Annotated in this window: 9 protein-coding genes and 3 pseudogenes; 7 read left to right on the forward strand and 5 right to left on the reverse strand. The window is 60.4% G+C overall.

Going from position 1 to position 12,061, the window contains the following annotated elements; all coding sequences use genetic code 11:
• Positions 1-11: 11 nt before the first annotated feature.
• A complete protein-coding gene (locus NYR97_RS19660; protein WP_316695350.1) occupies positions 12-818 on the reverse strand; it encodes a MipA/OmpV family protein in 807 nt (268 codons plus the stop codon).
• 304 nt (positions 819-1,122) lie between these two features.
• Between NYR97_RS19660 and NYR97_RS19665 the strand changes: the two genes are divergently transcribed.
• The 5 genes and pseudogenes from NYR97_RS19665 (at position 1,123) to xopAF (ending at position 5,673) form a co-directional block, all read left to right on the forward strand.
• On the forward strand, positions 1,123-1,284 hold the full coding sequence (locus NYR97_RS19665) for a hypothetical protein (protein ID WP_316695351.1): 162 nt from the start codon (positions 1,123-1,125) through the stop codon (positions 1,282-1,284).
• Between the two features lie 133 nt (positions 1,285-1,417).
• Positions 1,418-2,466 (forward strand): annotated as a pseudogene (locus NYR97_RS19670) (FAD-dependent monooxygenase); the annotation flags it as partial.
• Positions 2,467-3,470: 1,004 nt separating this feature from the next.
• The gene (locus NYR97_RS19675) at positions 3,471-3,755 is read left to right on the forward strand and encodes a hypothetical protein (RefSeq protein ID WP_316695352.1); all 285 of its coding nucleotides are present in this window, start codon (positions 3,471-3,473) and stop codon (positions 3,753-3,755) included.
• A 64-nt stretch (positions 3,756-3,819) separates the two neighbouring features.
• Entirely contained in the window at positions 3,820-5,070 is a 1,251-nt protein-coding gene (gene xopAP / locus NYR97_RS19680; protein WP_316695353.1) for a XopAP family type III secretion system effector, read from the forward strand.
• A gap of 90 nt (positions 5,071-5,160) precedes the next feature.
• Entirely contained in the window at positions 5,161-5,673 is a 513-nt protein-coding gene (gene xopAF, locus NYR97_RS19685) for a XopAF/AvrXv3 family type III secretion system effector (RefSeq protein WP_316698387.1), read from the forward strand.
• A 109-nt stretch (positions 5,674-5,782) separates the two neighbouring features.
• Here xopAF and NYR97_RS19690 read toward each other — a convergent pair.
• Positions 5,783-6,823 (reverse strand): annotated as a pseudogene (locus NYR97_RS19690) (DNA-binding protein).
• A gap of 144 nt (positions 6,824-6,967) precedes the next feature.
• On the reverse strand, positions 6,968-7,669 hold the full coding sequence (locus NYR97_RS19695) for an NYN domain-containing protein (protein WP_316695354.1): 702 nt from the start codon (positions 7,667-7,669) through the stop codon (positions 6,968-6,970).
• Between the two features lie 346 nt (positions 7,670-8,015).
• Between NYR97_RS19695 and NYR97_RS19700 the strand changes: the two genes are divergently transcribed.
• Positions 8,016-8,342 (forward strand): hypothetical protein, encoded by a 327-nt coding sequence (locus NYR97_RS19700; RefSeq protein WP_316695355.1) that lies wholly within the window; start codon positions 8,016-8,018, stop codon positions 8,340-8,342.
• 185 nt (positions 8,343-8,527) lie between these two features.
• Here the strand turns inward: NYR97_RS19700 and NYR97_RS19705 are convergent, their stop codons facing one another.
• A complete protein-coding gene (locus NYR97_RS19705) occupies positions 8,528-9,361 on the reverse strand; it encodes a YopJ family acetyltransferase (RefSeq protein ID WP_316695356.1) in 834 nt (277 codons plus the stop codon).
• 503 nt (positions 9,362-9,864) lie between these two features.
• Positions 9,865-10,920: a DNA-binding protein gene (locus NYR97_RS19710; protein WP_316695357.1), complete on the reverse strand. Its 1,056-nt coding sequence runs from the start codon at positions 10,918-10,920 to the stop codon at positions 9,865-9,867.
• A 183-nt stretch (positions 10,921-11,103) separates the two neighbouring features.
• Between NYR97_RS19710 and NYR97_RS19715 the strand changes: the two are divergent.
• Positions 11,104-12,060, forward strand: a pseudogene (locus tag NYR97_RS19715) (tyrosine-type recombinase/integrase); the annotation flags it as partial.
• Between the last annotated feature and the right edge of the window lies 1 nt (position 12,061).

A 12,061-nucleotide genomic window follows, 5' to 3' on the forward strand; every position in this document is an offset into this window, starting at 1 on the left:
GCCCGGTGTCATCAAAAGCCCCTGGAAAAACCGATCAACACCGTGCCGACGCCGTCGGTATCGGGTTCGAGCAGCGGGCTGTCGCTGAGCTTGCTGGGCAACACGCTGTATTGCAGGCGCGTCATGAACTGCCAGCGCTTGCCGATCGGTCGCACGTAAGTGACACCCACGGTCGGCACGGTGGCCGAATCCGGCTTGTAATCCACCACACCGCGCGCGACTTCTTCGTCCAGCGTGCCGTAGTAGTAATTGGCCATGTCCTTGGAGAGATGGCTGACGCTGATGCTGGGCGTCAACCGGCCGCGTCCCACAGTGATGGGATAGCCGTAACGTGCGGTCAATTCGTAGCCTTCGCTGGTGCCGGTCACGTCGGCTTTGGCCGTGAACTCGAATTCGCCTGCCGCGCCTTCCCATGTGCCGACCAGACCCAGGTCCAGACTGTCGTCGCGATCTTCCAGCAACGCGCGATCGATGCCGTTGCGCGCCAATTCCTCGCTACCCAGATCGTCTGCCGCCACACCGTCCATGCGTAGCGCGGCAATCGCATCCAGGCTAAAGGTCTCGCCTTTGATGATGTGGTATCCGCCGGTGATACCGCGCAAGAACACCCGCTCGCCCTCGAACAGGATCAATGGCACCGGGTTGATCCGCGTTCCCTCACCGGCGAACGGGCTATCCGAGGCAATCGCGCCCAGGCCCAGGCCCCAGCGATAAGGCGATTGTTCGGCCAGCGACGGGTCCGCTTGCGGTGTGGTCTGCGCTGAAGCGAGGGAGGGCAGTGCCAACAGCGTGGCGAGAACGAAACGGGAATGCGTCATGGGGAGGCTTCAGTGGGAGAGGGCAGCGCCGCCGTTGTGCCGACCCGCGGTCGAGCAGGGAGCGATGGCGCGGCAGCAGCGTGCGTCATGCATGTCGGCCAAATGTCGGCAGTGCAGCAGCGGCGCTTGCGACGTTCCACCGACCTCGGCGTGGCAACGTGCAGCGCAATCGCACTGCGTCCTATGCCGTCTTGCTTGCCACCACGATGCTTCGCCTATGGAGTCGCCATGACCGCTTTCTGTAGTTGCCTGTCGTCTTCATCGCCGATACCGCCATATGCGAGATAAGGCGACGATCCTGACGTTGGCGCTGAAGATTGTTCCTGTTGCCGAAGCGGCCGCCTGGTTTCATCACGACCCGATTCGCGAGCTGGGAGGTGAGACGGCAGCCGAACTCGCCACGCGGGGTCATTCCGCCCAGGTCGTCAGCTTTCTGCAGTCGGTTCTGCGCGGCGAACGCGACTGAAAAGGATGGGGAGCGCGGGTCTTACGCACCGGCCGGGCCAAGCCGGCAGCGCCGGCTGAATATGTGCTACTTGCACTCTTTTTTCGATCGGCCTAAGCTGCCGCCAAATTAAGTGCATATTGCACATATATGGATGGCCATGAACGACGACAAAGACCTCGATGTGCTGATCTGCGGCGCCGGCGCAGCCGGGCTGATCCTGGCGCTGGAACTGGCGCGCCGGGGCATCCAGTTCCGTTTGATCGACAAGATCAGCGAGCCGTTCGGTGGCTCGCGCGGCAAGGGCATCCAACCGAGAACGCTGGAGATCTTTGAAGACCTGGGCATTGCAAACCGCCTGGCAGCCGTGGGCGGCCCGTATCCGCCTGAGCGTAGCTATGCTCAGGACGGCAGCTACACGGACGCCGCACCCGATCGTGCGGAGCCAACCATGACCGAGCCGTTTGCGCAGCCATTGATGGCTCCGCAATTCCTGACCGAGCACGTGTTACGCGAGCGTCTCACCGAGTTCGGGCATGCCCCGCACTATGCGTGCGAACTCGTCGGCCTGGAGCAGGACGCCACCGGCGTGAGCGTGCAGCTGCGCGATGGCGGCGGCGCGCAAATGATCCGCAGCCGCTACCTGGTGGCAACCGATGGCGGCCGCAGCTTTGTGCGGCAGGCACTCGCGATCGATTTCCCCGGAAAGACGCTGGGCGTGCGCGCAATCGTGGCCGACGTGGTCATCCGTGGTCTGGATCGGGCGTATTGGCACCGCTTCAACCAGGCGTCGATGCAAACCCAGATTTCGTTCTGCCCGCTGACCGGGACCGATTGGTTCCAGATCCAGGCACCGGTGCCGCTGGAAGGCGACATCGATCTGTCAGTCGGCGGCCTCAACGCGATGATCGCCGCGCGCATCGGCGACACCGCCATCCGCGTCGAGCAGGTGTTCTGTGGGCATCGGCATATGCGATGAACGCACGCCTGGCCGACCGCTATCGCGTCGGACGCATTCTGCTGGCGGGCGATGCCGCACATATCCATCCACCGACCGGCGGGCAGGGGCTCAACACCAGCGTGCAGGATGCCTACAACCTGGGCTGGAAACTGGCCGCGGTAGTGCGCGGTGCGTCCGAGAGCCCGCTCGACAGCTACGAGCAGGAACGCCGCCCAATCGCTGCCGCAATGCTGGGCCTGTCGGTCAAGCTGCTCGACGCAGCCAAACAGGGCGACTTGCACCGCGGTCGGCAGACGCAGCAGTTGGACCTGCACTACGACGCCTCTGCATTGGTGTGGCCGACCACCTCTACGACCGCGATCGCCTCCGGTTCGCGCGCACCGGATGCACCCTTGCTTGGCGCGGCAGGGCAGGCAACGCGCCTGTTCGAGCTGTTCAAGGGACCGCACTGGACGTTGTTGGCTTACCAGATCGCTGCACACACGCTGCCGCGTTATCCGGGTGTTCGCAGCTATGCGATCGGTAGCGACGGCGATCTGCAGGATCCGGGCCAGCAGATCGAACGTGCCTATGGGGTTCAGCCGACATACGTGTAAAAATGAATCGCAGAATCCAATTTCTTTTGTGAAAACATGAAGTTGCCAGATAAAACGGCGCTTCCATCGCTCATCCACTACCTCGTCCCTTTCGAGGTTCGGCACGCTGCAACTGTCTTGCGGCGACTGTGCGAGGCCAGTGGTCGCAGGGTGGGTAATAGACGGATGCCGCCTGCTTCACAGCAGAGCACGCAAGGACTATTCGGCAGTACACGCTGCCGGGATTGAGGGCCGGCAGGAATCTGCGAAAAAATTCTTTACTAACAGCAAGTTATCCCACTTTTGGCTGTTTTTTGCACGAATCCCTGCCAACCAGTGGTATCCATGGCGACGTCGAATCAGCCTTACGGGTTGATGTGCTGCAGACGTTCCCTGTGAACTGGGTGTAGCACGCTAGCAATGGCATTGCGAGCAGGGTGCCAGCGCCGACCGCTCAGGTGCGGCTTGGCCGTCCCAACGCCCCGCCACAGATAGCTGTTAGCTCTCGCAGCCCATCCGGTGCACTGCGCGTAGTGCGCGAAACCCTTCCCGCAGCAGCGAAGCCCAGATGACCCGGTGCGTAGCTGCAGCGCCAAATCAGAAACTCCCGCATCCCGCTTACCGGCGCATATCGACAATCAGAGCGTCATCCCGCATCGCCCAGAGACGCTATGAACGACTACGGCTCTTATCGCTACCTGCCTGCCGATGGTTGGTACGCCACCTATTCACAAGCTGCCGAGGCCGATGAGCCACGCGTCTTCCAGCGCGTGGCCCTATGGCGGGTGGCCCCGCATGGAACGATCGTTGGGCTGATCTCTTCGCCCGACCATAGCCAGGACGAGAGCGAATCGCAGCTTCTGAGCGCACCGCGCGGTCTAGGCGTCCACTACATCCACATTGATGATCTGACCGCAGAGGAACGCGAGCAGATCCGCCGCAGACGTTTCAGTTGATCGCCTTTGCGAGGTCTAATCCCTGAGGACTCATTTGGAATCTGACGAGATGCGAACTGCGTCAATGTCTTTGCTAAGTCTTCCGCACGCGAAGACGGTCGTCGCCGACGTCGGTGCGCCTATGTCCGTTACCGCTTCCCCCTGTCAGGTGCGCGACAGCGCGGGGGCGTTCGCCGGCCTCAATGCTGCGCCGGTCAAACGCATACGCAAGACGCTGCAGTCGATCGTGGCAAAGGCAGAGCGATCATGTCACGTGCCTCTGCTGCAGATAGATGCCCAAACCTCCGATCTCGCCAGTGCGATTGCACAGGTGGATGGTGTATCGGCACAGTCGTCCAGGCAGGATGAGCAATGGGAGATGCACTGCCGTGTTGTCCTCGAATGCATGCGCGCATGCGCGGGCGAATCCTACACGGCCGATCTGGCGACGGTGGCCGACATCGGCGGGCTCCATCTTGATGCGCCGATGTCCACGCCGCGGTTGAAATTGTGGGAGGGTGCGACGGACGACGCGATCATGGTGGTGCTGGGCTTCTCCGGCACTCGCTTGGATGCGACCAACGATCTGCTGTGCGACATGAGAAGCCAGATCGCCCAGCCGCACGTCAACATATTGGACGAACGCCTTCCCACGTTGGGCAAGGTGGGCGCAGGCTGGCAGGAATGGTGGCACTCCGAAGCTCAGCTGCCGCGCGCCGAAGGAGCCATCATGAAGGACGTGCTGATACGCTACTCGAACTTGGCGCGGGACAGCGGCAAGGCATTATTGATGTCATTGACGGGACATAGCTTGGGCGCGTCAGGGGCCATGGTCGCCGGCTTCGATATCGCGCACTTTCTGCGTGCGGCCGGGGCCAGTGGCAAGGTCAGCGTGTATGCCTTCAACCCGCCACGGCTGGGGCAAGCGGGCATCGTGAGGCGCTACAGGGACAGCCTGACATCGGAGCGCAGCGCATTGCAATTCACGCTGCGCCAGTTCACTCGCACGCTGGATCCGATCCAGTCCATGCCCTTTTTCATGCATCACCCGCACTGGAATCAAGACAGGGCAGCCACTGGCGAGCGTGCCGGCAGCGCCGGCGGCGATCGCTTCGCGCAATTCGTCACCATTACAGACCAGCCGGCGAGCAGGATCAATCTGGCGGAAAACCACGAATTGACGGTGTGGGGCCCTTATTTCCTGTCCAAGATCGAGCCGGCCAAGTTGCAGCGCATCTTCTCTCCCGTGGAGGTGTCAGAAGGGACATCCGGAGACTCGCGTCTTTCCCGCAGGCAACTGTTCGTCTCCTTTAAAAATTCTCTAACAGGGTTGTAAGCCGGAAGACGGTCGGCAGGGATTCGTGTAAAAAGCTACCCAAAAGTTCGTGTTTCTGATCTCGATGCGGACCCGAATTATAGCTTTGAGATAGATAGTTCCACCACGGTCAAGGTAGCAGGATTCAACGGTCTGACTCCTAACCATCAAGGAACACGTCACCTTTACAGCGCTGGAACAAGCCAAGTAAACATGCCAGTGGTCACCGATAATATGACTGCCTGCATTGCGGTCGCATGCGCTGCGGAAAGAATCGATCATTACACAGGCGAACGCATGCCCGGCGCGCAGGTTCGAGTATTTCATCTCCTGCCTCTTAATCACCAAGAACTCATGCCGGAAAATGTTATAGCATCCATTCGTGATTACATACATGATGTCAAGGCCAAGGGCCTGACTATGCGCGTCGCAATGTATGGCGGAGATCGAGTCGGTGATTTCTCAGTGAGCACTGCAGAGACGCTGGGATGTCTTTTTGAAAATGAAGGAATACCCGTAGAATTCAATGAGACATGCGCCAACCGAAATTCAGAAGCGCTGCTCGGGGCCGTCATTCTAAATGACAATTCAACTCAGTTCATAAAGCATCTGGTTGCTGCCTGACATGAAGTAACTGCGTTAAACTATCCTTCTTTCGTTGGTGCAACGAAGTCATAACTGTGACGGCTAACCATTGACACGGGGGATTGCCGGGCCGTCATCAAACGGCTGATCATCTGCCTGCCGGCATTGCACCGGCTGCGATGGCGTTTTCGGGTTCGCCAACGGGGCGCGGTGGCCGCAGTTGCGACAGTAACTGTTCCAGCGTGCTCAGGCGCACCGTAGCCCGCAAGGTGTCCGCCTCGGCGTGTTCCCGGCGCTAGCGCTCTTCGACCAGCTCGGTCCGCGCCGCAGCCAGTTCGGCGCGCACACCTTCCAGCGCCTGGACATCTTGGGTCCAGCGCACCTGCAGGGCTTGGTGCTCGACGGCCGTCAGTCGCAGCGCGTCGCGCTCGCGTTGCTGGGCGTCGGCCTGCTGGCGTGCCTGCGCCAGTTCCCGCTCCAGGCGGGTCTGGCGTTCCAGCCACTGGCCGTTCTCCCGGTTGAGCTGCATCAGGTCGTGGTTCTTGACGGTCAGCGCCTCGTTGGTCTGCCGTAGGGCAACCTGCAGTTCCTGTACCTGATGCTCGTGCCGGCGTTGTTCCTGCTCACGCTGGTCCTTGACCGAGGTGCGGTAGTGCTCCAGGGCTTCCCTGGCGTGTTCGTGCTTGTGCTCCAGCGACTGGGCATGACGTTCGTGCTCCACCAATCGCGCCGTGAGGCCCGCGATCCGCTCCTGCAGTTGGGCCAGTTCGGTAGTGCGGCTGGCCACCTCGCTCCTGGCGGCGTCGCTCGCCTCGCGTTCGGCCTGCAGTGCTATCTCTGTGCGCTGCAGCTGCGTGCTGAGTGAGTCAGCCTCGTGTCGCGCCTGCTCCAGCGCTTGGGTACGCTCCTGGAGCTGCGCCTGGAAGCGCGCCTGGGCTTGCGCCACGACCGTGTCAGCCTCGGCGTGCAACCGCTCGGCGAGGCGGGCGATGAGGTCTTGAAGCGCGTCGCTCACGGCCATCTTCGCGCCAACGCCTTGCCCTTCCTCCTCTTCTAACTCTCTCAGATAACGGTGGATGGTGGTCTTGGACCCCGTATTGCCGAGCGCTACCCGGACCGCGTCGACGGACGGATGCGTGCCCGTGGCGCGCAGGCGATCGCGGGCGCGTTGCACATCGCTTTTGTACAGCCCGGACCGATGTTCGGCAGGGAATCATTACGTGCGGGGCCGAAACCTCTCTAAACTATTGAATCTAAAGGCCGATTTTTCCATTTCGGTGTCGGACTCCCCTGACGACTGGTGACACGACTGTTGGGTTAACCCGAGTAGGACTTACCAGTGGCCAGGCTTATCGATTGACCTGCCGGGCTTCCGGACTCGTTCGGGAAGCTGAGCGCCCGCGAGTTCGGCATTCAAAATATACTGACGTGTCCAGTCAGCTCGGCTCGAAAGCGAGGTGCTTACTCTTCTGTCCGCCACACCATCGACAGGCGGTTTGCGAGGCGTGACCACGCCCAAGACGATCATTGGGAAGTCCTCGCGGATAGCCGCAAGGACCGGCTCGATATCGCTATCGTTGGAGCAGACAACCAGGTGCTGATAGCGCGCAGACGCAGCATCGCGATACATGGCAAGCGCCAGATTCACATCGGTCTGCTTCTCTTCTAGCTTCCAGACCCGGACCCGGCGCGCTCGATCATAAGGTTGGCCGCTGACAAACTCGGGCAGAAGAGTTCCCCCTTTGTCCCAGCTATGCTTGCCCAGCGTCGTGGTGAATCGTTGTGGGTGGGTGTGTGCTAACGCACGCAGGTAAGTTGCTTGCGTTTCCGATGCCTGCTTGTGGGTCGCAAACCTGCCCAGCGCCGGCGCTGTGAAATACCGGACGTGCAGCAGACGGGTTGTTGGATCTTGGTCGTGCAGGAGGCGATCAAACAGAGCAACAACATCGAGCCACTTAAATGCGGTCCCACGGATGCGCCCGTAGTACAAGTTGTAGCCATCGATGTAGACGGCAGTCGCTTTGTCAGTTGTCACGAGGAGATTCCTGCAGACATGAAAAAACCGCCTTGCGGCGGTTTTTTCGTCCCAAGCCGTTACCCAACTGAATGAGGCGACAAGGGAGGAGTGGTGAGGCTAGCCTAACGGATGCGCCCGGGCGATGCAATAGCAATTGCATACCGCCCTGACAAGCAAATGCTCTACCGCCCGGCTACGCAAAAGCCCTATCGCCTGGCAGGCGCGCCACTGCGTGGAATCCGATTTCTTTTGTGAAAAAACATGAGATTGTCAGATCCACGGCCCGTCCCTTTCCGCCTGACGCCTCGTCGGCAGCGGCCTGATCAGGTTTAAGCTGCGCCAGTAGCTGCTCCAGTGTTTACCCATGACGGCGTCGCAGATCATGCGAAATAGCTTCGCCGAGCTGCTGCCCACACTCCTAGACCTGTTTGAATACGAAGGCGGTTACGGCTGGGGATACGGCGGCACCGGCCCGCAGAACCTCGTCTATGCGATCACCGGGAGGATCTTCCTGCTGGACGGACTGGACGACAAAGAATTCAGGCAGCGCGCCCGGTTATCCTGGATAAGATCATTAGTCGGCTGGTCCTCAACACCGGCACCAAACGCGATCTGTCGGTGGACGCCATTAAGCAGCTGTTCGCCTGACCCAAGGCGGCATGTTTGGGCCCGCTTGCCCACCGCGTCTTGACTAGGTGGACGTCACCACCTCATCAAACTGCAGCCGTTGGCCGCCCCCGTGGACAAGCTGCAACCGACAGGCTCACCCATGCCGCACCACATCCCCGACGCCTGGGGATGGGTTGCGAGACGGCCGGCCCAGGTTTTGACTGTTTTTTACACCAATCCCTGCCAACCCTCAATTAGACCATCCTTTTAAGACTCTATTGCCTTACGGATCTTCCTTGCTCTAGACAACTCGATGGAACTGCTATAAGACCGCTCCTCGCGGTTCACTCGAAAACTTTCCATGCGATCTTCAAGTGACTCGCCTTCGCCTAGGCTACTAGATGATATTCCTGGCCGTACACTCTCCAATTCACCTAAAGTGCTGTTTGCATGAGCATGTTTATAAAAACTTGCGGGGAGCAACTCCATCCCATTAAGAATACACAGGTTCTCATATTCCAGGAATATGAGATTTTGAGGTGGAGGGTATTTATTATCAATTGTCCCGGTGTTCTTTAAGTCATTATGCCAATCAGTAAAGGTATCCCTATTATAGTAAGCTCGGAGCGCATAGTTAAGTGAGAAAATAATGCAGTCTACTGTCGATTTTTGAGCTCCGGCCTCAATTACCGCAAAGCTCACTTTGTCTCCCAAGTACGCCTTCAAATTTTTCTGGAGCTCCTTATAACCATTCAAATTTCCTCGAGCTGTCGCCATGGCGGGCTCTAGCGCAATGACGGTAGTATGACCGTCGTCATGGTTTCTGACATCCAAAGCAATGTGATGGAGGTCATCACTTTCACCTATTCGCATTACTCCCCTGAAGCAAATTCCTGGGGTTCTCCAGGAGCTCACCGAGTCAACGAAATCTTTCCGCCCGTCAAATGATCTTAGGTTGAGATATTCATATTTACGATTATACGGAGATATAATTTTTTCTAAATTATTAATGTCAAGGAGTGTTATCTGTTCGGTTGGCTGCTCATTGCAGAGTAATCTGCCAACTACTGCTTTGGCATAAAACTCAAGTGATTCGTTCATGCGCCCACTGTGTTGTTCAATCGAATCCTGCAACTGCTTTGCTTTCCTTCGCGGCTTTGATGGCAAGCAATCAAAAGCGCTCCCAGGATTTAGATTATCCGACGCATAATCTCGGGTTGAAGACCCCGAGGCGGGCATTTGATTGTGGTTTGATGAGTTGCTATGTTGTGATCTTGATGATCTACTGATGGAGCTAAAGAATTTTTTCATTTTTATGGAATATACTTAATATAATTTGACCCGCGTCCGATCCCAGCTTGACACCCACGCCCAAGCTGTCCGAGGGTTGGCAGGAAGCGATTGCCTTTAGCAACCGGCTGCAAAGCACTGAGCCGACGCTGCGCTCGGCTTTGAACTGCATAGACCCATGTCGATCTCCTACAGTGACTGTAGAAGCAAGTTTGCCGGGGGAGCGCTCCGACTCGTTTCGCCTCACCGAAGTCCTGGTTGGGAGGCCGAAGCATTGACACGGGGGGATTCCGGAGCCTTCGACAAGCGGCCGATCATCTGCCTGCCGGCATTGCACCGGCTGCGATGGCGTTTTCGGGTTCGCCAACGGGGCGCGGCAACCGCAGTTGTTCCAGTAACTGTTCCAGCGTGCCCAGACGTACTGTGGTGCGCAAGGTGTCCGCCTCGGCGTGTTCCCGGCGCTGGCGCTCTTCGACCAGCTCGGTCCGCGCCGCAGCCAGTTCGGCGCGCACACCTTCCAGCGCCTGGACATCTTGGGTCCAGCGCACCTGCAGGGCTTGGTGCTCGGCGGCCGTCAGGCGCAGCGCGTCGCGCTCGCGTTGCTGGGCGTCGGCCTGCTGGCGTGCCTGCGCCAGGTCCCGCTCCAGGCGGGTCTGGCGCTCCAGCCACTGGCCATTGTCGCGGTTGAGCTGCATCAGATCGTGGTTCTTGGCGGTCAAGGCCTCGTTGGCCTGCCGCAGGGCAACCTGCAACTCCTGCACTTGGTGCGCGTGCCGAAGCTGTTCCTGCTCACGCTGGTCCTTGACCGAGGTGCGGTAGTGCTCCAGGGCTTCCCTGGCGTGTTCGTGCTTGTGCTCCAGCGAGTGGACATGACGTTCGTGCTCCGCCAGTCGTGCCGTGAGGCCTGCGATCCGCTCCTGCAGTTGGGCCAGTTCGGTGGTGCGGCTGGCCACCTCGCCCCTGGCGGCGTCGCCCGCCTCGCGCTCGGCCTGCAGTGCTGTCTCGCAGCGCTGCAGCTGCGTCGTGAGTGAGTCAGCCTCTTGCCGGGCCTGCTCCAGCGCTTGGATGCGCTCCTGGAGCTGCGCCTGGAAGCGCGCCTGGGCCTGCGCCACGACCGTATCGGCCTCGGCGTGCAACCGCTCGGCGAGGCGGGCGACGAGGTCTTGGAGTGCGTCGCTCACGGCCATCTTCGCGCCAACGCCTTGCCCTTCCTCCTCTTCTAACTCTCTCAGATAACGGTGGATGGTGGTCTTGGACCCCGTGTTGCCCAGCGCCACCCGGACCGCGTCCACGGACGGATGCGTGCCCGTGGCGCGCAGGCGATCGCGGGCACGCTGCACATCGCTTTTGTACAACCCGGACCTTGCCATCCGTCACTCCACGTATTTCGTAACGTATTACATACCATGTATTTACGTACTACTCAACGTGTTAGACGGACCAGCTGCGGGCCGTGATCTCACGCGGAATAATGTTGAATTATCCCGCCTTATCTGGAATCTTCGGCTACAGTCGCCCTGCGGCCGTACGAAACGGTGTTTCGGAGTGAGGCGGTGAGCTCGGTCAAGCAGTATCTGGAAGCGGCAACCCGTGCCAACACCGAGCGCGCGTATGCAGGGGCAACCCGTCACTTCGAGGTCGATTGGGGTGGTCATCTGCCGGCGACCGCGGAGCAGGTGGCGCGCTACTTGGCCGCCTACGCCGGGCGACTCGCGCTCAACACACTCAGGCACCGGCTCGCAGCACTGGCGCAGTGGCACCAGGTGCACGGCTTTGTCGATCCGACCCGGGCACCGGTGGTGCGCCAAGTGCTCAAGGGTATCCAGGCCCTGCACCCGAGCGTCGAAAAACGCGCCACGCCCCTGCAACTGACCCAGCTGGGCCAGGTCACGACATGGCTGGAAGACGCTGCGGCTTTGGCCCACTCTCGGGGCGATCGCACCGCAGAACTGCGGCATCTGCGCGATCGCGCCTTGCTGCTGCTCGGCTTCTGGCGCGGCTTCCGCGGCGATGAACTCACCCGCCTCCAGGTGAACCACCTGCGCCTGGTGCCGGGCGAAGGCATGACCTGCTTCCTGCCGCACAGCAAGAGCGATCGCCAGCACGCCGGCGCCACCTACAAGGTCCCGGCGCTGTCGCGCTGGTGCCCGGTCGCTGCCACCATGGCCTGGGTCGCGGCAGCCGCCCTCCACGAGGGGCCACTGTTTCGCGCGGTCAACCAGTGGGGCGGGATTGCCGCCGCGTCGCTCCACCCCAACAGCCTGGTGCGTCTGCTACGGCGGATCTTCCGCGAGGCGGGGCTGAGCTCTCCCAACGACTACAGCGGCCACTCGCTGTGCCGCGGCTTCGCTGGCTGGGCCAACGCCAACGGCTGGGACGTCAAGGCGCTGATGGAGTACGTCGGCTGGCGAGACGTGCAGTCGGCGATGCGCTACATCGACGGGGCCGATCCGTTCGCCCGCCAGCGCATCGAAGCCAGTCTGCCGGAAGCGCCCGCGCTGCCAAGGCCTG

This window comes from Xanthomonas hydrangeae (assembly GCF_032697525.1).
GTDB lineage: Bacteria > Pseudomonadota > Gammaproteobacteria > Xanthomonadales > Xanthomonadaceae > Xanthomonas > Xanthomonas hydrangeae.